Below are 20540 nucleotides of genomic sequence, written 5' to 3'. Positions count from 1 at the left end.
CTGGAGGACCGCATGGCCCGAACAGCCTCACGTCCACGTGCCGTGTTCCGCCTGCGCACCCCCAAGGGCGAGAAGCCGGCGCCGCCCGCGCGGAAGGCCGTAGAGCCCGCCGCGCCGGAGAAGAAGCGGGCGCCGGCGTTCGTCTGGCCGAGGAAGAGGACCGCGGAGCCCGCCGCGGCCGAGAAGAAGACCGTGGAGCCCGGCGCGGCGAAGAAGTCGGAGCGACGGGCGCGCAGCGAGCGGCGGCCGTTGCCGTGGCCGCTGCGGCTGCTGGCGATGCTGGTGGCCTTCGCGTTCATGGTGGCGTTCGCCGTCGTGCTCGCCCGGCTCACCCTGGAGCCGTCCCCCGCGTCCGTGTCCCTGGTGCACTCCAACCTGCGGCCGGGCGAGTCGCTGAAGGCCTACCTGGATCAGCCCGCGCTGCGCGACGCGGTGAAGCAGATCGGCGGGAACCTGCTGCTGGGCGTGCCCTTCGGCATCCTGGTGCCGGTCGTCGCGCCCCAGACGCGCGGGCTGCTGCGGGTCCTGCTGCTCACCGCGACCGTGATGCTGCTGGTGGAGTTCGCCCAGGGCGCGCTGGTGACCGGACGGGCCTTCGACATCGACGACGTCATCCTCAACACCACCGGCGCGCTGATCGGTTACCTGCTGCTCGGACGCCGGGTGAGCCGGGCCGTGCACGCCCGGAAGCAGCGCGCACGGAAGCAGCGCGCCTGACAGGACGCGGGTGAGCGCACGGGGACAGGACGATCAGCGGTGCCGTGGCGTCCACGTGTACCTGTCCCCGCCGACCCAGCGCACCACGTCCGGATCGTCGAGGTCGTGGACCGTGATGCCGAACGCGGCGGCCGTCTTCAGGACGTCGGTGACGGCCCACGCCTGACCCACCACCTCGCCGTCGATTTCCACGATCCGGAACGGCGGCGTGCCCGGCTGCACCCCGAGCACCATGATCCGCGGATGGGAGATGTAAGGGCTCGCGACTTCGGTCATGTAAGAAACTGTAGAGCGCAATCGATGATCACGAATCCTCCCAGAACCACTCAATTCACCCGGCCGGGTGAGACAGTGGAGCCAGGAGGTGGCGATGGATCCCGTCGAGGCCCTGGACCGGATCGCCTTCCTGCTGGAGCGGTCCCTGGCGCCGACGTACCGCGTCAAGGCCTTCCGCACGGCGGCCGGGGTGCTGGCGGAGCTGTCGGCGGAGGAGATCTCCCGGCGGGCGCAGACGGGGACGCTGGAGGCGTTGAAGGGGGTCGGCCCGAAGACCGGCCAGGTGGTGCGCGAGGCGCTCGCCGGGGACGTCCCGGCCTATCTGCGCACGGTGGAGGACGAGGCCGGCAAACCGCTCACGGACGGCGCCGGCGCACGGCTGCGGGAGCTGCTGCGCGGGGACTGCCATCTGCACTCCGACTGGTCGGACGGCGGCAGCCCGATCGAGGACATGGGCCGCACGGCGGCCGCGCTCGGCCATGACTGGGCCGTGCTGACCGACCACTCGCCCCGGCTCACGGTGGCCCACGGGCTCACTGCGGAGCGCCTGCGCCGACAGCTGGACGTGGTCGAGGAGCTCAACGCGTCCTGGGCGCCGTTCCGGCTGCTGACCGGCATCGAGTGCGACATCCTCGACGACGGCTCCCTCGACCAGGAACCGGAGCTGCTGGAACGGCTCGACCTGGTGGTCGTGTCCGTGCACTCCAAGCTGCGCATGGACGCCCGCGCGATGACCCGGCGGATGGTGAACGCCGTACGCGATCCGCACGCCGACGTGCTCGGGCACTGCACCGGGCGGCTGCTGACCGGGCGGAGCCGGTCGCAGGCGGGGCGGCGCGGACGGCCGGGGACGGAGCAGGGGCGGGCCGAGTCGCGGTTCGACGCGGACGAGGTGTTCGCCGCGTGCGCCGAGTCCGGCACGGCCGTGGAGATCAACAGCCGGCCCGAGCGGCTCGACCCGCCGCGCCGGCTGCTGCGCCGGGCCGTGGCGGCGGGCGTGCTGTTCTCCGTGGACACCGACGCCCACGCGCCCGGCCAGCTGGACTGGCAGATCCTCGGCTGCGCGCGGGCCGAGGAGTGCGAGGTGCCCGCGGAGCGGATCGTGAACACCTGGCCGGCGGAGGAACTGCTGGCGTGGACACGGAAGGGCGAGTGAACGGCGCGGGACGGTGACCGTCGAAGGGTGGTGACCCGTCGCGGGCGGTCACCGTCGAGGGGTGGTGACGCACCTCACCGTCGGGCGCGCCCGGTGCGGGAACAGCCGTGGGCGGCTTCCGGTTGAACCGTCCGTGGGTGCGGATGGGACAGTGTCCCCGGGCCTCACCATTCGCCCACAGGGACGATCGTTCGGCTGAAGCCCTGTGGAGCCTTTCGCCGAGAGGCGACCGCCATCCGTGCCCACCGCTCGACCGCCCCGACCGCGATCCCCCGTCCGGTCGGGGCTTCCTCATGTCCGGGGCACGCTCGGCTTCCCGCCGGGTCGCGCTCGATTTCCCGCCGGGTCGCACTTGACTTCGAGAGCACTCCAATTCGTAGCGTTCGGACCATGAGCAACAGCGATACCGCACAGCACAAGATCGGCTCGGGCTTCGAGGCCTCGAGCACCGCCGACGACGTCGTGCGGGGCATCGACCTCACCGGGAAGCTGGCGATCGTCACGGGCGGCTACTCCGGCCTCGGCCTGGAGACCACCCGCGCCCTGACCGGCGCCGGCGCCCACGTCGTCGTCCCCGCCCGCCGCCCGGAGACGGCCCGGGAGAACCTCTCCGGGATCGACGGCGTCGAGACCGACGAGCTCGACCTCGGCGACCTGGAGAGCGTGCGCGCCTTCGCCGACCGGTTCCTCGCCTCCGGCCGCACCGTCGACATCGTGATCGGCAACGCCGGGATCATGGCCTGCCCGGAGAGCCGGGTGGGGCCCGGCTGGGAGGCGCAGTTCGCCACCAACCACCTCGGCCACTTCGCCCTCGTCAACCGGCTGTGGCCGGCGATCGAGCCCGGCGGCGCCCGCGTCGTCTCCGTCTCCTCGCGCGGCCACCACGCCGGGGGGATGCGATGGGACGACGTCCACTGGCGGCGCGGCTACGACAAGTGGGAGGCGTACGGCCAGGCCAAGACCGCGAACGTGCTGTTCGCCGTCCACCTCGACCGGTTGGCCCGGGAGCGCGGCGTACGGGCCTTCTCCCTCCACCCCGGAGCCATCCTCACCCCCCTCCAGCGACATCTGGAGCGCCAGGAGATGGTGGAGCGCGGCTGGATCGACGAGGAGGGCAACCTGCTGGACCCCGATGGCTTCAAGACCCCGCAGCAGGGCGCGGCCACGCAGGTCTGGGCCGCGACCTCGCCCCAGCTGGACGGCCTGGGCGGCGTCTACCTCGAGGACTGCGACATCGCCGAGCCCGCCCCCGCGGACGGCGAGCGGGTCGGCGTGAAGGACTGGGCGACGGACCCGGAGCAGGCGGCGCGCCTGTGGGAGCTGTCGGCGGAGCTGACGGGCGTGAACGCGTTCGCCGCGTAGGGCCTGCCCGGCGGAGCCTCACTGATCTGACTGATCTCTCGGGGCGCGTTCCTCCAGTGCTGTGCGCCAGGCGGGTTCTGGGGGCGCCGCGCAGCAGGGTGCGGGGACGGCCGCGGTCGGAGTCGACGCTGCCGGCCTCCTCGACCAGCCCGTCGGCGACCAGCCCGTCGGCGACCAGGTCGCCGACGACGTTGCTGACCGAGCCGGAGCTCAGTCCGGTGGCCGGGCCGAGCTCGAAGCGGCTGAGGGGTCCGAAGTAGAGCCGCTGCAGCACGGCCGTGCGGTTGGCCCGCCTGAGATCGCGCACCGTGCGCCCGTTCCCCACCGCCATGCGGCTCCCTTCATGCCTTGCCCGACCTGCGGCATACCCTTGCGGGTGGCCCTGGCGCGCTGTTCTCCGCCCCTTAGTTCACGGTGTGAGCCAAGAGACGTCCGCGTCGGCGATCTCGTCCAGCGCGACGACGAGCTCCGGGGCGACCGCCTCCTGCACCCAGCGGTCGTGATCCGCGCCGGTCGCCCGTGGGACCGTCTCGGTGAGCATGATCAGGTAGAGGTAGGTGCGGTAGAGGGCGAGCCGCAGGCGGGCGGACGCGTCGAACACCGCCCGCCCTCCGGCCCCGCGATAGCCCTCGAGGAACGCCTCGTCCTTCCTGATGTCCCCCAGCAGCGCCAGGGAGACGAAGTCGGCGAGCGGGTCGCCCCAGAACATCCGCTCGCCGTCGATGAGACCGCCGATGCGGGCGTCCCCGTCCGCGCGGTCGACCAGGATGTTGCCGGGCCACAGGTCGAAGTGGACGAGGCGCGGGACGGTGACCTCGTCGAGGGCGTCGTAGGCGGCCCGGGCGACGGCGGCCACCTCGTCGGCGGGGCGGGGCAGTCGGGCTCCGTAGTGGCGGGCGTCGGCCAGGATGGCGTCGAACATCGCGGTGAACGCGGTGCGCCAGTCGGGGGCGAGCGGGCCGAACGCGCCGGTCGGGTAGCCGAACCCGGGCCCGGTCACCTCGTGCAGTCGGGCGACCTGACGGCCCAGCTCCGTGCGCAGCCGCGTCTGTTCGGCGGCCGTGAGCGAACCGTCCCAGGGGTCGCCCGGGCACAGCGTCAGCAGCAGCCGTGGCCCGTCGAGGGTCACGACCCGGGGCGCCGGCACCTCGGCCTCGGCCGCACCGCGGCAGAACTCCGCCTCCCCGACCAGCAGTCGGCTCTCGTAGCGCAGGCCCACCGCAGTGGGGGCGACCTTCATCACGTAGCGACTGCCGTCCGTGAGGCGAAGCTCCTCGACGGTGTTGTACGTGCCACCGCTGAGCGGACGGACACCGGCGAGGCGGTCGGGCGGGACGCCCGCGGCCTCCAGCACGCTCCGGGCCCGCTCCCAGGAGTCCCTCACCATGCGCCCACCCCTTCTCCCTCGGTCAGCCGGCCGCGTACCCGCCCTCGACGCAACGCCCTTCCCCGATCAGCCCGTTGAGCCGCGTCTCGACGGCCGGGCCGTCGGCGTCGGCGTCGGGCGCGCGGTCCCGGTACAGGGTACGGAACGCGTCCCGGACGGCCGGTCACGGTGTCCGGCCGCCGTCCCTCACACCGGACCGGCTGACTACCCTGGCCCGGTGACCACCACCCCGCACGTGCTGTCGATCGCCCTGGACGAGACGTCGGACCCGTCGCTGCGCCCGCTCCCCGTGGCCGTCGCCGAGCTGCTGGCGGAAATCGGCGCGCCGCCCCGGCTCGTCGCCCATCTGCGGGCCGTGCACGACGTGGCCGCACAACTCCTCGACCGGGTCGGGCTGTCCTGCCCGGCGCTGGCCGTGGACCGGGAGGCCGTGCTGTTCGGCGCGGCCACGCACGACGTCGGCAAGGTCCTGCACCCGGGCGAGCTGTCCGGTCCGGGCGCCCGGCACGAGGAGGCCGGGCGGGAGCTGTTGCTGGCGCACGGGGTCCGTCCCGAGCTGGCGCGCTTCGCCGGGACCCATGCCTCCTGGGAGGCCTCCGGCGTCGGCGTCGAGGATCTGCTGGTGAGCCTGGCCGACAAGGTGTGGAAGAACAAGCGGGTGGCGGCCCTGGAGGACCTGGTCGTGGCCGAGCTGTCGCGCGCGAGCGGGCGGCCGGTCTGGCAGGAGTTCCTGGCCCTGGACGAGTTCCTCACCGACGTCGGCGAGGGCGCGGACCGACGGCTGGCCTGGCAGGCGCTCCACCCTGTGCAGGGGTGAACCGGGAAATTCACTGGCCCGCGCGTGCCACGGCTCCCTAACCTAATACCTCTAGGTTTTAGCCGAGCTTCCGGAGACATCCCATGAAGTCCCTCACCGAGCGCGACATTCGCACCTCGTTCGTCAACTGCTCCAAGGGCGAGGCCGCCCGCCTGGCCGTCCCCCGCGATCTCGACCAACGACCGTGGGACGACCTGGACTTCCTCGGCTGGCGCGATCCCGGCGCGCCCGACCGCAGCTACCTCGTCGCCGAACGGCAGGACCGGCTCGTCGGCGTGACCCTGCGCTTCCCGTCGTCGCGGCGCAGCCTCCTGCACCGCAGCATGTGCTCGCTCTGTCTGACCACCCATCCGGGCGGCGGAGTCTCGCTGATGACGGCCCGCAAGACGGGTGCGGCGGGCCGCGAGGGCAACTCGGTCGGTCTGTACATGTGCACGGACCTCGACTGCTCCCTCTACCTGCGCGGCAGGAAGGTCCCCGCGTCCGGGGGCCGGTTCGAGGAGAGCCTCACCCTGGAGGAGCAGATCGACCGGACGACGGGCAACCTGTCGGCCTTCCTCGACAGGCTGTACGCCTGACCTTCCCCGCCCACCCTCCCGGCCCGGCGCTCCTGCCGGGCCCCGCCCGGCCTTCCCTGCCTGGTCGGGACCGTCTAGGCTCCGTCGCGGACAGTCACCGTCCTCAAGGGAGCCGAGTTCCCCGTCGAGTGGCGCAAGATGCTGCAGAAACGTTCCGGGCCGACGGGGAAAGGGAACTGGACTGGGGATGCGAGATGTACGTGAGCGGGCGGCGCCCCTTGTGCGGTTCATGCGGCGCCACCGGGAACCCGTGGTCGTCCAGGCCCTGCGATCCGCCGCGGCGGCGACGGTGGCGTACGTCGTGGCGCTGCACCTCAGTCCTGAGCCCGCCCCGCTGACCGCGCCCCTGACCGCGCTGCTGGTCGTCCAGGTCACCCTGTACGCCACGCTCACCAACGGCATCCGGCGGGTCAACTCGGTGGTGGCCGGCGTCCTGGTCGCCATCGCCTTCAGCCTGCTGGTCGGTCTGACCTGGTGGAGCCTGGCCCTGCTCATCGTGGCCTCGCTGGCCGTCGGACATCTGGTGCGCGTCGACGAGTACGTGCCCGAGGTGGCGATCAGCGCCATGCTGGTGCTCGGGGTGACCACGGTCGGGGACACCGCCTGGGCCCGGGTGGTGGAGACGCTGATCGGCGCGGTCGTCGGCCTCGGCTGCAATCTGCTGCTGCCCCCTCCGGTGTGGGTGGAGGAGGCGGGGGAGTCGATCGAGGGGCTGGCCCGTGGGCTGCGCCAGCTGATGCTGCGCATCGGGGAGGAGGCCTCGGGCCGTACGCCCGTGGAGCAGGCGGCCGCCCGGCTGCACGAGGCGCGCCGGCTCGACCACGACATCGTCGGGGTCGACGCGGCCCTGCGGCAGGCCGAGGAGAGCCTGCGGCTCAACCCCCGGGTGCGCGAGGGCCTGCTGCACCGGGTGGTGCTGCGCACCGGCCTGGACACCCTGGAGATCTGCACGGTCGTCCTGCGGGTGCTGGCCCGCACCCTCACCGACCTCACCAAGGAGCGCGAACCCGAGCCGCTGTTCGCGCCCGAGACCGGCGCCGCGGTGGAGCGGCTGCTGTCGGAGATCGCCGACGCGGTGGTCAGCTTCGCGGTGCTGGTCACCACGCAGGTCAGCCAGAACGCGGACGCCGCCGAGGCCCGGCTCACCGCGGAGCTGCGGCAGGCCGCGGCCACCCGGGACAAGCTGGCCCAGCTGCTGCTGGAGCAGCTCCAGCACGACGCCCGCCAGTGGCAGCTGCACGGCGCGGTGCTGACCGAGGTCAACCGCATCCTCGACGAGCTCGACACCGAGCACCGCTCCCGCCGGCTTCTGGAGGAGCTGGACCGCTGCACGCGCGAGGAGCGCGACCGGCTGCCGTGGCTGTACCGGCTGCGCGCCCTGGTGCGGGTTCCGGACCGGCTGCGGCGGAACCGCGCGGCCGCCCCCGGTCGTTCTAGGTGACGTACACGATCGGGATGACGTGCACGTCGACGAGGGGAGCACGCGGATGGCCGACAGCGCCGTACGGATCAACGGGGACACACTGAAGCTGCCGGGCGGGGTGTCGGTGCGGTTCGTCCGCACCCTGCGTCTGCCGGAGAGCGGCACGCACGCGCTGCCGCCGGGCCTGGGCACGTTCCCGGTGCGGCGGGTCGCCGACTATCCGAACACCGCGCCCGCCGAGTGGCTCGCGCGCGGCGGCGTGCTGCTGCCGGTGTATCTGCGCGAGGCCATGTGGCTGAGCTTCGGGGGCTCCACGGAGCCCGCCGCGCTGCAGGTAGGGGTGGGCAAGGTGTGCGCGGTCTCCGGCGAGCCGTGGAGCGACCGGCTCTCCGCGCGGCCGCAGAACTATGTCGCGCTGCCGCGCCAGCCCTGGCTGGACGGCATCAACTCGGGGAAGGGCACGGTGCGCCAGTTCGTGGCGGTGCCGCTGGGGCTGGGCGCGACCGTGGAGGGTCAGGTCACCGGCGAGGAGGTCTGGGGCGGGATCCAGCTGCAGTCGTTCCCGCTGAACGAGGAGAAGCACGCCGAGTGGCGCGAGGCCGAACGCCTGGCCGCCGAGCGCCGGGCGGCGGCGGAGCGCGAGCGGTCGCTGCGGACGCAGAGCACGAAGACGGTCTACGGCGCTCCGCCCGCCCCGGGCGCGATGCCTCCGCCGAGTCTGGGTGCGGCGCCCCCCGCTCCGGGCGGCGCGCCCCGGGCCGCCGCCGCGATGGGCCTGGGCGTGGGCGGTTCGATGCGGCAGGAGGTGTTCAAGGACGACCGTCCCACCCGGCACTATGCCTCGACGCCCGCCGGGCGGGTCTTCGTGCATCTGGTGACGCCCCCGGAGTGGCGTCGCATCACCGGCGAGCCCGCCCCGCCGTCCCCGGTGGACCGCGCCGCGTACACCCGGGCGGGCCTGCCCTGGTACGACTACTACGACCAGGACGCCCAGGACCTCGCCCCCACCGACCAGCTGGGCGCGGTGCAGCCGGTCGGCGACTGGCTCGGGGACGACCTGGACCCCTGGCAGCCGCCCGCGCCGGGCCAGGTGCACCCGCTGAAGGACGCGCCGGGCAAGCCGGTGGAGGACGGCGACTGGTAGAGCGACCGGCAGAGCGGCTGAGGGGGCCTCGGGCCGACCGGTGCCCGGCCTTCCGCTTTTGCGTTCGACGCCCGTTCCGGGTCAAGGTGGCTGTCACGACCGGGGCGTACGACGACCAGAGGTGCGGGCATGGGCAGTGGTACGGGCGGGACGGGCGGCAGGTGGAGCAGGCGCCGCTTCGTCGGTGCGCTCGGCGCGCTGGGCGGCGCGACCGCGGCCTCCGCCCTGGCCGGCTGCGGCGCGGACGACAGCGCGTCGGCGCGGGCCCCGCAGGGCGGGGAGCGGGCGCAAGGCGCCACACCGTCCCGGCAGCCGTCCCCCGCCCCCTCCCCCTCGGTCTCGTCGTCCGCGCCGGAGGCATCGGCTCGCCCCTTGGGCCCCCGCCCGCTCTACCTCGGCACCTACACCTCCGCGCAGGGCGGCGGCACGGGCATCGGCGTCGCCTCCTACGACCCCGCGTCGGGGCGGATCACCGGCGGCCGCACGGTGACCGGCGTCCAGGACCCGTCGTACCTCGCGGTGCACCCGGACGGCGGGACGCTGTACGCGGTGAACGAACGGGAGCGGGGTGCGGTGACCGCCGTACGGCTGTCCGACCGGAGGGTCCTCGGGAGCCTGGCGACGGGCGGGGCGCAGCCCTGTCATCTGTCCGTGCATCCGGGCGGGCGCTGGCTGCTGAGCGCCGACTACGGCTCGGGGACGGTGGCCGTGCACCCGATCGACGCCTCGGGGGCGCTCGGCGAGCGCACGGATCTGGTCACGCACCGTCGTCCGGCGCCCGGTCCAGGTCAACGGGGGCCGCACGCGCACCAGTTCGTCACCGCGCCGGACGGCGGGCACGTCCTCGCCGTCGATCTGGGCACGGACACGGTGTACACGTACCGGCTGAACGAGAGGTCGGGGACGCTGACGGAGGTCGCGCAGGCGCACACCCGGCCGGGCGCGGGTCCGCGGCACCTCACGTTCCATCCCGGCGGCCGGCACGCCTACCTCGCCAACGAGGCGGACGACACGGTCGCGGTCTGCGCCTACGAGCCGGCGAGCGGCCGGCTGACGATCGGCGCGCCGCAGTCCACGGGCGCGACGGCGGACGTCAACTACCCGGCGCAGCTGGTGGTCACGCCGGACGGGGCGTACGCGTATCTGGCCAACCGGGGCGACGACAGCCTCGCGCGCTATGCGGTGGAGGCGGACGGGGCCCGGCTGCGGCTGCTCGACACGGTGGCGGTGGAAGGCGACTTCCCGCGGCAGATCGCCCTCTCGCCGGACGGCGGTCTGCTGTTCGCGGCGAATCAGCGCTCCAGCACCGTCAGCGTCTTCCGCGTGGACGGCGCGAGCGGTGAACTGCGCCTCGCGGGCGAGCCGTTCGCCTCACCCGTCGCCGTCTGTGCGCTGCCGCTGTAGGGCGCGGGGGCAGGAGGCGGCGGCCGCCTGGGTGAGCAGGACGTGCATGCGCTCGGTGAGCTGCGACACGTCGTCGGCGGGCGCGTGGAACGGCAGTCGTACGTCGCCGTGGGTGCGGGAGCGCTCGATGCGCAGCGTCAGTCCGTGCCGGTCGACGGCGAGCGGCTGGACGCGGACGGCGCTGTGCAGGCTCTCGGGCCGGACGAGCCGGGTGAGCCGTTCGACGGCGTCGGGGTGGGCGTCGGCGAGGTGGGTGAGCAGCTGGGCCTCGGCGGCGGCGAGGGGGTCGGGTGCGGCGGCGGCGAACTCCTCGAGGCCGACGACGACCGCGCCCGTGGGCGGTTTCAGCACGACGCGGGTGGGCTGGAAGGCGAGACAGCCGTCCTCGGGGACGAACCAGCCGGCGAGCCAGAGCCGGGCGCGGATCCGGCTGCGGACGGGGACGGGCGCGACGTCGGCGAACTCCAGCACGGCGGACGGCTCGCCGCGGGGCGCGCAGATCGCCGCCGTCAGCAGGGCGCTGTCCTCGGGCACGCTCAGCCGTACACGCCCGTCCTCGTCCACGGTGTGCGCGCCGACGAACTCCTCGCGGCCGCCGTCCGCGGTCACCGCGCAGGACCACGCGGCGGCGAGCACCGAACGGGCCCGTTCGGCCGCCGCGGGCGCGGCCGTCCAGCTGTGACCGTCACCCATGTCGCGCAGATCGCCCATGTCACCCATCTCGGAACCTCCTTAGGTAAGCCTTGCCTAACCTATCGGAGATCGGGGTGAACGCCAACCGGCTCGAGCGATCCTGTGCGGCGCCTTTCAGCGGGCGATGACCCCGAGCAGCGCCCGCGCGCACAACTCCCGCACCTGCTCCCGGGACAGGTCCGCCCCCCGCAGCCACTCCAGACAGACGGCCGTGGTGAACGCCAGCCAGCCGCGCACCGCCAGCCGTACGTCGGGGCGCTGTTCGAAGAGCGGGCCGAACTCGGGGTCGGCGGCCAGCGCCGCGAGGATCTGGTTCTCCTGCGCCGCGAGCGCCCGTTGGTAGACCTTGCGCACGGCCTGGTCGCCGGCCGCGTCCGCACGGTGGAAGGCCCGGTAGCCGTGCGCATGGGTCTCGACGTACTCCAGATAGACGTCCAGACCGGCGGAGAGCTGTTCGCGCACCGGCACGCCCGGCACGGCCGCCGTCATCCGCAGCATCCGCCCGCTCTCGCGCTCGACGACGGCCGCGAAGAAGTCCCGCTTGTTCGGGAAGTAGTGGTACAGCAGTCCGCGCGAGACGCCGGCGATCTCGGCGACCTGCTCGATCCAGACCTCGTCGTACGGACTCTCCGAGAACAGTCGCGCGCCCACCGTCAGGAGCTGCTCCCTGCGCGCCTCGGTGCTGAGTCGGCGCCGGGTGGGCTCAGTCTGGTTCGCGGCCATTCCCGCACTTTACTTGACGTCGGTTCAACAGCGGGATCAGACTGAGACACGCTATTGAACCGACGTACAACAGGCTCAACCTGCCGCAGGATCAAGGGAGATCGCGTCATGGCGGAGACGACGACCGCGCTGCCGAAGGGCTTCCGGGGCGCCGAGCAGGGCTGGCCTCGCCTGGACCGCATCCCGCATCCCCCGCGCCGGGTCCCGCTGCTCGGTGACGTCCTCGGCGCCGACCGGCGCACTCCGATACAGGACTCGCTCCGCTACGCCCGGCAGCTGGGGCCGATCTTCCGCCGGAAGGCCTTCGGCAGGGAGTTCGTGTTCGTCTGGGGCGCTGACCTGGTCGCCGACATGGCGGACGAGTCGCGGTTCGCCAAACACGTGGGCCTGGGGGTCGCCAACCTGCGGCCCCTCGCCGGGGACGGACTGTTCACGGCGTACAACCACGAGCCCCACTGGCAACTGGCGCACGACGTCCTGGCCCCCGGCTTCAGCCGCGAGGCGATGGCGGGCTACCACCCGATGATGCTGGCCGTGGCCGAGCGGCTGACGGACCGCTGGGACCGCGAACTCGCGGCCGGCCGGGCGGTGGACGTGCCCGGCGACATGACCAAGCTGACCCTGGAGACGATCGCGCGCACGGGGTTCGGACACGACTTCGGCTCCTTCGAGCGCGACCGCCTGCACCCCTTCGTGACGGCGATGGTGGGCACGCTCAGCTACGCACAGCGCCTCAACACCGTGCCCTCACCGCTGGCCCCGCTGCTGCTGCGCGCCGCGACCCGCCGCAACGAGGCCGACATCGCCTACCTCAACCGCACGGTCGACGACCTCGTGCGCACCCGCCGGGCGGCGAGCGGGGACGGGGACCTGCTCGACCGGATGCTGGAGACGACCCACCCTGAGACCGGCGAGCGGCTCTCCCCGGAGAACGTCCGCCGCCAGGTCATCACCTTCCTGGTCGCCGGACACGAGACGACCTCGGGCGCCCTGTCCTTCGCGCTGCACTACCTCGCCCGCCACCCGGACGTCGCGGCCCGCGCCCTCGCCGAGGTAGACCACGTGTGGGGCGACGCGCAGGCGCCGGGCTACGAGCAGGTCGCCAAGCTGCGGTACGTGCGGCGGGTGCTCGACGAGGCGCTGCGGCTGTGGCCGACGGCGCCCGCGTACGCCCGCGAGGCCACCCGGGACACCGAACTGGCCGGGGTCCACCCGATACGGCGGGGCGGATGGGCGCTGGTCCTGACGCCGATGCTGCACCGCGATCCCGAGGTGTGGGGCGAGGGCGCCGAGCGCTTCGACCCCGACCGCTTCGACGCCGGGGCGGTACGGGCGCGCGCCCCGCACACCTTCAAGCCGTTCGGCACCGGGGCGCGGGCCTGCATCGGCCGCCAGTTCGCGCTGCACGAGGCCACGCTGGTGCTCGGGCTGCTGCTGCGCCGCTACCAGCTGCGGCCCGACCCGAGCTACCGGCTGCGGGTCACCGAACGGCTGACGCTGATGCCGGAAGGGCTGAAGCTGCACCTGGAGCGGCGCACCGCGCCGACCGCACCCGCACCGGTCTCGGTCCCCGACGAGCGTTCGTCAGAGCCCGGCTGTCCAGTGCACGGGACGGGCGACTGACTCCGGCAGCCTGGTCCCGACGCTGCCCCGGGCCGCGTCGAGCTGAGGCTGGGTGAGGAAGAACGCCCCGGTCAGATCGGCGTCCGTGAGGTCGGCGTCCCGCAGATCGGCGCCGATCAGGTCCGCACCGCGCAGGTCGGCCCCGGTGAGGTCGGCGGCGATGAGGTAGGCGCCGCGCAGATCGGCCCGACTCAGATCGGCCCCCTTGAGCCGGGCGCCCATGAGATCGGCTCCCCGCCGCTGCTTCTTCTTTCCGCGTACCCCGGCCCGCGCCAGCTCACTGGTCCGCAGCAGAAGCACGTTGACCTCCTGCCGATGCGCGCCGACGTCGAGCGCGCCGAGCTCGTCGGGCGTCCCGCGCGTGAGTTCCTCGGTACGGTCGAGAGCCCGGCGCAGATCCGGATGAACCGGCCGGGCGGCTGGCAGGGCGAGCGCCTCGGCCAGGTACCACAGCAGCTCGTGAAGCTGCCGTACGACGGGGAACACGTCGAACATCCGACGCGACTCCTCCCGCGGGACCGTACGCCAGTCCTGACCGCCGAAGGTGACCTGTGAGACCTTCTGCCCGGCGCCGAAGCAGTCGTAGACCGTGCAGCCGGTGAACCCCCGCTGCCGCAGCCGGGTGTGGATGCCGCAGCGGTGGTCCTCGCCCAGGTTGGGGCAGGGCGTGCCGGCCGGCTTGTCGATCGCGAAGTCCGCGGAGCGGGCGAAGGGCAGGGCCACACAGCACAGCCCGAAGCAGTTCCCGCAGTCACCGCGCAGCTCGCCGCGCTCCACCCTCTGGTCTGGCATGCCCTCCACCCTACTGACCTGCGGTCATTCTGCCTCCGGGATATCCAGCCGGGCCAGGCGCTCGGGGTCGGCCAGGATGTGCAGGGCGACGATCCTGCCGTCGGCGACGGTGACGCCCATGACCGACTGCGTCCGCCCGTCGACGACGTTGACGATCCCGACCGCGCCGTTGACCAGCACGAACCGCCGCTGGGCCGCGAACTGCCGGAAGAGCAGGGCCTGTCCGGCGACCGCCCGTGCACCGTGCACCACCTTGGACGCGGCCGCGCCGCGCACCGCCCCGGAGTCGGCGCGCAGCACCACGTCCGGGTCGAGGACGGACAGCAGCGCCTCGAAGTCGCCCGCCCGGCTGGCCGCCAGGAAGGCGTCGACGACCGTGCGCTGCCGGACCGGGTCGGGCTCGGCCGACGGCGTCGCGCTCTGCACCCGGCGCCGGGCGCGGCTGGCGAGCTGCCGGGTCGCGGCCGAACTGCGCTCCACCAGCGGCGCGATGTCGTCGAAGGGCACGGCGAACAGGTCGTGCAGCACGAACGCGAGACGCTCGGCGGGGTCCAGGGTCTCCAGGACGACCAGCAGGGCGAGCCCCACCGAGTCGGCCCGCAGCGCCTCCTGCTCCGGGTCGGTCCGGGAGAGGGAGGCGAGCGAGGAGAGGGGGGCGATCACCGGGTCGGGGACGAAGGCGTCGTAGGCCTCCATCGGCTGTTCGCGGCGGGCCGTGCGCGAGCGCAGCAGGTCCAGACAGATCCGGCCGACGACGGTGGTCAGCCAGCCGCCGAGGTTGTGTACGTCGTCGGTGTCGGCGCGGCTGAGTCGGAGCCAGGTCTCCTGGACGGCGTCGTCGGCCTCGGTGAGCGAGCCGAGCATCCGGTAGGCGACGGCCTTGAGATGCGCCCGGTGCTCCTCGAACCGCTCCGCCAGCGCTTCCTTGTCGTTCACAGCTCCCCCTGAGCGAATCGACTATCGGTTGAACAGCTTGACCGCCAAGCCCCTCTAGACCTCGTCCCGGGTCAGCGCCAGCAGGCGGTCCAGGACGCGGGGGCCGCCCGCGCGGACGCCGTCGTGCTCGAACTCGTCGGTGACCCAGGTGCGCAGACCGCGGACGGCGCGGGCGGTGGCCAGGGAGTGCGCGGTGTCGACGTACAGGTCGTCGTGGTAGACCGCCGCCGCGACCGGGACCTCGTTGGCGGCGAGTCGCGCCGGGTCGTAGAGGGGGGTCCAGTCGGTGCGGGCGGCGAGGAGGTCGGCGGTCTCGCGCAGGGGGCGCAGCGCGGGGTCGCAGTCGAACATCCAGGGGTGGACGGTCTCCCCGGTCAGCAGCACCGGTCCGTCGCCGGCCAGCGTCTTCGCCGCGTCGAACTGCGGGAACTCGGCGCGCACCCGCTCCGCGGCCCAGCCGGTGGGGCGGGCGTCCTGGCCGTAGATCGCCTCGTGGACGAGGGCGTAGAGGGGGTGTCCGGCGTACGAGAGGACGCTCTGGATCTCCTCCTGGAAGGCGTCGGACAGCGCCGGGCCCTGCGGGGTGGGCACGAAGGCGTCCTCGAGGAGGAAGTGCAGCCGGTGGCTGCCCTCGCCGGAGCCGAGGAGGATGCCGAGGGTCTGGAAGGCCTCGACGGTCAGACGGTAGCCGCCCGGGAGGGTCACCTCGTGCTGGAGCAGGTGATCGGCGATGCGGCGGACCCGTTCGACGTCCTGCGGGTAGCGGGCGTAGTGCGCGGCCGCCTTGCGCTCCATGCGCGGGTAGGCGGCGCGGTAGACGTCGTCGGCGTGGGCGTCCAGGGACGGCAGCCCGCCGGTGATCAGCGCGGCGGTCAGCCCCTCGGGGGCGGTGGAGAGGTACGCGACCGTGCAGAAGCCGCCGAAGCTCTGGCCGAGGACGGTCCAGGGAGCGCCGGCGGTGACCTGGCCGCGGATCAGCTCGCAGTCGCGGACGATCGCGTCGGCGCGGAAGTGCGCGAGGTAGTCGGCCTGCTCGGCCGGGCCGCCGCGCAGCGGGAGCGTCTGACGGTTGGCCGGTGTGGAGTGACCGGTGCCGCGCTGGTCGAGGAGGAGGACGCGGAACTCCTCCAGCGCCCGGCCGAGCCAGGCGGGGCGGCCGACGAACCGCTGGGCGCCGAATCCGGGGCCGCCCTGGAGGTAGAGCAGCCAGGGCAGGTCCTGGTCGGCCTTGTCGCTCGCGACGACCTCGCGGGCGTACAGCTCGATGGTCTCCCCGGCCGGGTCGGCGTGGTCGAGGGGGACGGTGAAGCGGCGGTCGGTGAGTACGACGCCGGGCTGGCGGTAGCTGAGGGACAACAGGGGTCTCCTGGGACGCTCGGTGTACGGGCCGCGACCCAGTTCAGCACATGTCCGGGCCGCGCCGGAGCCCGGGGGATCATGAACGCCTACTGAACGGGCGCTCAGCGGTCGCTGAACGGCTGCTCAGCGCGCCGAGAGGCTGGACCTGCGCACCACCAGTTCCGGCTGGAGGACCACCCGCCGGTGCTCGTGCCGGCCGGCGTTCTCCTCCGTCTCCTCCAGCAGCAGCTCGGCGGCGAGCGCGCCCATGGTGACGGCGGGCTGGCGGACCGAGGTGAGCGGGACGGCCGCGGCGGCGGCGAACTCGATGTCGTCGTAGCCGACGATGGCGAGGTCGTCGGGGACGCCGACGCCGGCCGCGTACATGGCCTGCAGGACGCCGAGGGCGAGCAGGTCGTTGGCGCAGAACACGGCGGTCGGGCGGTCGGCGAGGCCGAGCAGGCGGGCGCCCGCGTCCCGCCCTGCGGCGACGTCGAGCCGCTCGGTGGGCAGCTCGCGCAGCTGTTCCGGGCCGAGGCCCGCCTCGGCGAGCGCGTTCAGGGCGCCGGTGCGGCGGTCGCGGACCTGGGTGAAGCCGGGCGGGCCGCTGACGTAGGCGATGGAGCGGTGTCCGGCGTCGATCAGATGCCGGACGGCGAGCGCTCCGCCGGCCACGTCGTCGACCGACACCGAGCACTCGGTGGTGCCGTCGGAGACCCGGTCGACCAGCACGAACGGGATGCCGTGCCGACGGAAGGACTCGATGTTGCGGCCGGTGGCGTCGGCCGGGGTGAGCAGCACGCCCCGCACCCGCTGCTCGGCGAAGAGCGACAGGTACTCGGCCTCCTCGCCCGCGCTCTCGGCGCTGTTGCAGACCATCACGCCGAGCCCGGCGTCCCGGGCGGCCCGCTCGGCGCCTCGGGCGACGTCCACGAAGAAGGGGTTGCCCATGTCCAGGACGAGCAGGCCCATGATCCGGCTGCGGCCCGCGCGCAGCTGGCGCGCGGACTCGCTGCGGACGTAGCCGAGCCGGTCTATCGCGGACAGCACCCGGGCCCGGGTCTCCGTGGCGACGGTGTCCGGGCGGTTGATGACATTGGACACCGTGCCGACGGAGACTCCGGCGGCACGGGCGACGTCCTTGATTCCCACCGGCTGGGCCATCAGACGGGGACCTCCAGGTGAACGGGGTACGGCGGGACGGCCTTCACAGTACCGTCATGCCGCCGCACCCCTGTTCGGGTACGGATACGGGTCATGCGGGCAGTGCGAAGTCGACGACGTGGAGCGCCGAGGGGGTCGTTCCGCTCGATGTCTCCTGATACATGAACGACAGCACGTTGTCGGCCTTGACACGCAGTTCGTCGATCACGACCTCGCCGAAGGCGTTGAGACCGCTGCCGTCGAAGAGCACCGTCCAGTCCGTGTAGCCGGAGGCCTTCGACGCGCCGGCGATCCGGCCGAAGGGGAAGACCGCGTAGGCGTTGTCGTACTTGTCCAGGACCAGCTTGGTGCGCTGGCTGGAGCCGAGGACGACCGGGATCTCCGTCTTCTGCCAGGCTCCGGAGGAGTTCTTGCGGACGTGGAAGGCGCGGCCGTTGGCGGTGCGGTCGCCGACGTAGTCGGTGGTGCACTGGCCGAAGCGGCCGGGGACGTAGCTGATGATCGCGTGCGGGAGGCCGGTGGAGTCGGTGGACTGGCTCTCCTGGTTCATCAGGGAGTGGTCGGGGTTGAGGGAGTCGACGACCAGGCCGGAGTCGGTGACCGCCACGGTGTCCGAGGTGCCGGTGGTGGCGACGAGCGTGCCCGCGTTGTTGCGCCAGGTGCGGCCGCGGTCGTCGGAGTAGACGTAACCGGTGTCGTGGTTGGTGATGCCGCCGCTGGAGCACATCACGGCGCCGTTCTGCTCGCGCCAGGTGAAGAAGGCGTGCAGCCGGCCGTTGACGTCGTAGTCGATGCCGTGCAGGTACATGTTGCGCAGCGTGCTGGAGCCGTGCGAGCTGGTGTAGGTGCCGGTGGAGCTGCTCCACTCGCCGAGCGCGGTCCACGTCGAACCGTCGTACTCGGCAAGGGCGTTGCGGCCGTTGCCGGAGATGCCGACCCGGTAGCTGAGCTGGAGCCTGCCCTCGGGGGTGGAGACGAACTGGGGGTAGGTGAACTGGGTGGTGAGCGCGAGGCCGTCGAGGGTGGTCTGGACGGCGCCGAAGACGGCCGAGGTCCAGGAGGTGGTCCCCGGGTTGTCGAGGAGTCCGGCGACCGACTTCACGTAGAAGAAGCCGTCGCTGTGGGAGTCCATGTTGAGGTGCAGCCGGCCGTCGACCTTGGAGACGCCCATGGAGATGACGTTGTGGGAGTCGCTGGCCTTGAGCTTGTGGGTGAGGGTGACGGTCGACCAGGTGCTGCCGCCCAGGACGCGGCGGGCGACGACCGCGTAGCCGGTGGAGGTGTACCAGGCGGCGTACTGGTAGCCCTTGTAGGTCAACAGGCCGTTCTTCTGGAACGAGTTGTTGTTGACCAGGCCGTCGTAGGAGACGAAGAAGACGGCTGTCGCGTCGAGTTGGGTGGCGCCTGTCTGCGTGACCGAGGGGCCGGGGTCGGCGGCGCTGGCGGTGCCGGTGGCGAGGAGGGGGGTCGCGGCGGCGCTGAGGAGGGCGCCGGCCAGCAGAGTGCGTCGTCTCATCTCGGGGGACTCCGTTGTCATGCGAGGTGGAAAACTTCGGTCAGGGGCTTCATGGCCTCGTCGGGGCGGGCTCCGTCGAGGGACTCGAAGAAGGGGGCCATCTCGGCCTGCCAGCGGGCGTTGACGTCCGTGGCCTCCATGCCGGCGAGGGCGGCCTCGAAGTCCTCGGTCTCCAGGTAGCCGACGAGCAGGCCGTCGTCTCTCAGGAAGAGCGAGTAGTTGTGCCAGCCGGTGGCCGAGAGAGCTTCGAGCATCTCCGGCCACACGGCCGCGTGGCGTTCGCGGTACTCGGCGAGGCGGTCCTGTCGGACCTTGAGCAGGAAACAGACGCGCTGCATGAAGTACCGCTCCCGTGGGGTGAAGGCGGATCAGAAGTTGAACTGGTCGATGTTCTTGGCGTCGAACACGGTCGGCTTGCCGAGGCTGATCACACCGTCCTTGCCGATGGTGTACGTGGTGCCGTCGGCCTTGAAGGTCTCGCCCTCCTTGCCGGTGATCTGGCCCGAGACCAGCGCCACCGCCGTCTGCGCGGCCAGTGCGCCGAGCTTCGAGGGGTCCCACAGCTCGAAGGCGTCGACGGTGCCGTTCTTGACGTAGGTGCGCATGTCGTTCGGGGTGCCCAGGCCGGTCAGCTTGACCTTGCCCTTGTACTTGGAGCCGGAGAGGTACTGGGCGGCGGCCTTGATGCCGACGGTGGTCGGGGAGATGATCCCCTTCAGGTTCGGGTACTGCTGGAGCAGGCCCTGGGTCTGCTGGAAGGACTGCTGGGCGTCGTCGTTGCCGTACGCGACCTTGACGAGCTTGACGTCCTTGTACTTGGCGTCCTTCAGCTCGTCCTTCATGAAGTCGATCCAGGTGTTCTGGTTCGTCGCGGTCTGCGCGGCGGACAGGATCGCGATCTCGCCCTTGTAGCCGATCTGTTCGGCGAGCAGCTGCACCTCGGTGCGGCCGAGGTCCTCGGCGGAGGCCTGCGAGACGAAGGCGTTGCGGCACTCGGGGTTGGTGTCGGAGTCGTAGGTGACGACCTTGATCTTGTTGCTCATGGCCTGCTTGAGGGCGGTGCACAGGGCGCCCGGGTCCTGCGCGGACACGGCCATCGCGTCGACCTGCTGCTGGGTGAGGGTGTTGACGTAGCTGACCTGGCCGGAGGTGTCGGTGGCGCTGGAGGGGCCGACCTCCTTGTAGCTGGAGCCCAGCGTCTTCAGAGCCTCCTCGCCGCCCTTGTCGGCGGAGGTGAAGTAGGGGTTGTTGACCTGCTTGGGCAGGAAGCCGACGGTCAGGCCCTTCTTGGTGGCCGCGTTCGGGTCGGCCTTGCCGCCGGAGGCCGCCGAGCCGGTGGACTCGCTCTTCACGTCCTCCTTGGTGGTGCCGCCGCAGGCGGTCGCGGCGAGGGAGAGGGAGGAGACGACGGCGAGAGCCGCACAGGCACGGCGGAGGGATGACTTGGACATGGCGAGTCCTTCTTGAGAGAGGTTGAGGTGAGAGCTTTGA

At 72.5% G+C, this 20540-nt stretch carries 20 protein-coding genes and 1 pseudogene; 9 read left to right on the top strand and 12 right to left on the bottom strand.

All coding sequences use genetic code 11. The annotated features are described in order from the left end of the window. Nucleotides 1-192: 192 nt before the first annotated feature. Complete coding sequence (locus tag OG562_RS39880) at nucleotides 193-717, top strand: VanZ family protein (protein WP_323187670.1); 525 nt, start codon at nucleotides 193-195, stop codon at nucleotides 715-717. A 33-nt stretch (nucleotides 718-750) separates the two neighbouring features. Here OG562_RS39880 and OG562_RS39875 read toward each other — a convergent pair whose 3' ends face one another. Then, on the bottom strand, nucleotides 751-993 hold the full coding sequence (locus OG562_RS39875; protein ID WP_266406772.1) for a hypothetical protein: 243 nt from the start codon (nucleotides 991-993) through the stop codon (nucleotides 751-753). 94 nt (nucleotides 994-1087) lie between these two features. Here OG562_RS39875 and OG562_RS39870 point away from each other — a divergent pair, with 94 nt between their 5' ends. Together OG562_RS39870 and OG562_RS39865 are read left to right on the top strand one after the other, a co-directional pair. Then, entirely contained in the window at nucleotides 1088-2149 is a 1062-nt protein-coding gene (locus tag OG562_RS39870; RefSeq protein ID WP_266406770.1) for a PHP domain-containing protein, read from the top strand. 390 nt (nucleotides 2150-2539) lie between these two features. Further along, nucleotides 2540-3511, top strand: coding sequence for an SDR family NAD(P)-dependent oxidoreductase (locus OG562_RS39865; protein WP_266406768.1), 972 nt, complete (start codon nucleotides 2540-2542; stop codon nucleotides 3509-3511). Between the two features lie 73 nt (nucleotides 3512-3584). On the opposite strand, the pseudogene OG562_RS39860 reads toward OG562_RS39865, so the two are convergent. Together OG562_RS39860 and OG562_RS39855 are read right to left on the bottom strand one after the other, a co-directional pair. Then, nucleotides 3585-3842, bottom strand: a pseudogene (locus OG562_RS39860) (sugar kinase); the annotation flags it as partial. 78 nt (nucleotides 3843-3920) lie between these two features. Continuing rightward, nucleotides 3921-4895: a phosphotransferase family protein gene (locus OG562_RS39855; RefSeq protein WP_266409779.1), complete on the bottom strand. Its 975-nt coding sequence runs from the start codon at nucleotides 4893-4895 to the stop codon at nucleotides 3921-3923. Between the two features lie 220 nt (nucleotides 4896-5115). Between OG562_RS39855 and OG562_RS39850 the strand changes: the two genes are divergently transcribed. The 5 genes from OG562_RS39850 to OG562_RS39830 all read left to right on the top strand — a co-directional run bounded on the left by OG562_RS39850 (nucleotide 5116) and on the right by OG562_RS39830 (nucleotide 10264). Further along, the gene (locus tag OG562_RS39850) at nucleotides 5116-5715 is read left to right on the top strand and encodes an HD domain-containing protein (protein WP_266406767.1); all 600 of its coding nucleotides are present in this window, start codon (nucleotides 5116-5118) and stop codon (nucleotides 5713-5715) included. Nucleotides 5716-5798: 83 nt separating this feature from the next. Then, nucleotides 5799-6293, top strand: a complete 495-nt coding sequence (locus OG562_RS39845; protein ID WP_266406765.1) for an FBP domain-containing protein — start codon at nucleotides 5799-5801, stop codon at nucleotides 6291-6293. Between the two features lie 187 nt (nucleotides 6294-6480). Next, nucleotides 6481-7734: an aromatic acid exporter family protein gene (locus OG562_RS39840; protein WP_266406763.1), complete on the top strand. Its 1254-nt coding sequence runs from the start codon at nucleotides 6481-6483 to the stop codon at nucleotides 7732-7734. Nucleotides 7735-7780: 46 nt separating this feature from the next. Beyond that, nucleotides 7781-8860, top strand: a complete 1080-nt coding sequence (locus OG562_RS39835) for a hypothetical protein (protein ID WP_266406762.1) — start codon at nucleotides 7781-7783, stop codon at nucleotides 8858-8860. A 129-nt stretch (nucleotides 8861-8989) separates the two neighbouring features. Beyond that, nucleotides 8990-10264 (top strand): lactonase family protein, encoded by a 1275-nt coding sequence (locus OG562_RS39830; RefSeq protein ID WP_266406760.1) that lies wholly within the window; start codon nucleotides 8990-8992, stop codon nucleotides 10262-10264. On the opposite strand, the gene OG562_RS39825 is transcribed toward OG562_RS39830, so the two are convergent. Further along, nucleotides 10232-10957, bottom strand: coding sequence for a DUF2470 domain-containing protein (locus OG562_RS39825; RefSeq protein WP_266409778.1), 726 nt, complete (start codon nucleotides 10955-10957; stop codon nucleotides 10232-10234). The genes OG562_RS39830 and OG562_RS39825 overlap by 33 nt on opposite strands. Nucleotides 10958-11071: 114 nt before the next feature. Then, nucleotides 11072-11680 (bottom strand): TetR/AcrR family transcriptional regulator, encoded by a 609-nt coding sequence (locus OG562_RS39820; protein ID WP_266406757.1) that lies wholly within the window; start codon nucleotides 11678-11680, stop codon nucleotides 11072-11074. 108 nt (nucleotides 11681-11788) lie between these two features. On the opposite strand from OG562_RS39820, the gene OG562_RS39815 reads away from it, so the two are divergent. Then, on the top strand, nucleotides 11789-13303 hold the full coding sequence (locus OG562_RS39815; RefSeq protein WP_266406755.1) for a cytochrome P450: 1515 nt from the start codon (nucleotides 11789-11791) through the stop codon (nucleotides 13301-13303). Here the strand turns inward: OG562_RS39815 and OG562_RS39810 are convergent. The 7 genes from OG562_RS39810 to rhaS form a co-directional block, all read right to left on the bottom strand. Continuing rightward, complete coding sequence (locus OG562_RS39810; protein ID WP_266406753.1) at nucleotides 13265-14095, bottom strand: pentapeptide repeat-containing protein; 831 nt, start codon at nucleotides 14093-14095, stop codon at nucleotides 13265-13267. The genes OG562_RS39815 and OG562_RS39810 overlap by 39 nt on opposite strands. 24 nt (nucleotides 14096-14119) lie before the next feature. Continuing rightward, nucleotides 14120-15031: an RNA polymerase sigma factor SigJ gene (gene sigJ / locus OG562_RS39805; protein ID WP_266406751.1), complete on the bottom strand. Its 912-nt coding sequence runs from the start codon at nucleotides 15029-15031 to the stop codon at nucleotides 14120-14122. Nucleotides 15032-15085: 54 nt separating this feature from the next. Then, nucleotides 15086-16387 carry an alpha/beta fold hydrolase gene (locus OG562_RS39800; protein WP_266406750.1) on the bottom strand — a complete coding sequence of 434 codons (1302 nt, stop codon included), beginning with the start codon at nucleotides 16385-16387 and terminating at the stop codon, nucleotides 15086-15088. A 126-nt stretch (nucleotides 16388-16513) separates the two neighbouring features. Continuing rightward, nucleotides 16514-17533, bottom strand: coding sequence for a LacI family DNA-binding transcriptional regulator (locus tag OG562_RS39795; RefSeq protein WP_266406748.1), 1020 nt, complete (start codon nucleotides 17531-17533; stop codon nucleotides 16514-16516). Between the two features lie 91 nt (nucleotides 17534-17624). Further along, on the bottom strand, nucleotides 17625-19049 hold the full coding sequence (locus OG562_RS39790) for a BNR repeat-containing protein (RefSeq protein WP_266406746.1): 1425 nt from the start codon (nucleotides 19047-19049) through the stop codon (nucleotides 17625-17627). Between the two features lie 17 nt (nucleotides 19050-19066). After that, entirely contained in the window at nucleotides 19067-19387 is a 321-nt protein-coding gene (locus OG562_RS39785) for an L-rhamnose mutarotase (protein WP_266406745.1), read from the bottom strand. Nucleotides 19388-19417: 30 nt separating this feature from the next. Beyond that, nucleotides 19418-20500 carry a rhamnose ABC transporter substrate-binding protein gene (gene rhaS / locus OG562_RS39780; protein WP_266406743.1) on the bottom strand — a complete coding sequence of 361 codons (1083 nt, stop codon included), beginning with the start codon at nucleotides 20498-20500 and terminating at the stop codon, nucleotides 19418-19420. Between the last annotated feature and the right edge of the window lie 40 nt (nucleotides 20501-20540).

Source organism: Streptomyces sp. NBC_01275 (assembly GCF_026340655.1).
Classification (GTDB): domain Bacteria; phylum Actinomycetota; class Actinomycetes; order Streptomycetales; family Streptomycetaceae; genus Streptomyces.
Note: the sequence above shows the minus strand (reverse complement) of the source record. Positions and strands in the feature narration are given on the sequence as shown.

Coding starts and splice junctions, on each gene's coding strand:
- OG562_RS39810 (WP_266406753.1), bottom strand. CDS start 14,095: ATGCCAGACCAGAGGGTGGAGCGCGGCGAGCTGCGCGGTGACTGCGGG.
- OG562_RS39830 (WP_266406760.1), top strand. CDS start 8,990: ATGGGCAGTGGTACGGGCGGGACGGGCGGCAGGTGGAGCAGGCGCCGC.
- OG562_RS39845 (WP_266406765.1), top strand. CDS start 5,799: ATGAAGTCCCTCACCGAGCGCGACATTCGCACCTCGTTCGTCAACTGC.
- OG562_RS39825 (WP_266409778.1), bottom strand. CDS start 10,957: ATGGGTGACGGTCACAGCTGGACGGCCGCGCCCGCGGCGGCCGAACGG.
- OG562_RS39795 (WP_266406748.1), bottom strand. CDS start 17,533: ATGGCCCAGCCGGTGGGAATCAAGGACGTCGCCCGTGCCGCCGGAGTC.
- OG562_RS39815 (WP_266406755.1), top strand. CDS start 11,789: ATGGCGGAGACGACGACCGCGCTGCCGAAGGGCTTCCGGGGCGCCGAG.
- OG562_RS39835 (WP_266406762.1), top strand. CDS start 7,781: ATGGCCGACAGCGCCGTACGGATCAACGGGGACACACTGAAGCTGCCG.
- OG562_RS39870 (WP_266406770.1), top strand. CDS start 1,088: ATGGATCCCGTCGAGGCCCTGGACCGGATCGCCTTCCTGCTGGAGCGG.
- OG562_RS39820 (WP_266406757.1), bottom strand. CDS start 11,680: ATGGCCGCGAACCAGACTGAGCCCACCCGGCGCCGACTCAGCACCGAG.
- OG562_RS39790 (WP_266406746.1), bottom strand. CDS start 19,049: ATGAGACGACGCACTCTGCTGGCCGGCGCCCTCCTCAGCGCCGCCGCG.
- OG562_RS39785 (WP_266406745.1), bottom strand. CDS start 19,387: ATGCAGCGCGTCTGTTTCCTGCTCAAGGTCCGACAGGACCGCCTCGCC.
- OG562_RS39875 (WP_266406772.1), bottom strand. CDS start 993: ATGACCGAAGTCGCGAGCCCTTACATCTCCCATCCGCGGATCATGGTG.
- rhaS (WP_266406743.1), bottom strand. CDS start 20,500: ATGTCCAAGTCATCCCTCCGCCGTGCCTGTGCGGCTCTCGCCGTCGTC.
- OG562_RS39840 (WP_266406763.1), top strand. CDS start 6,481: ATGCGAGATGTACGTGAGCGGGCGGCGCCCCTTGTGCGGTTCATGCGG.
- OG562_RS39865 (WP_266406768.1), top strand. CDS start 2,540: ATGAGCAACAGCGATACCGCACAGCACAAGATCGGCTCGGGCTTCGAG.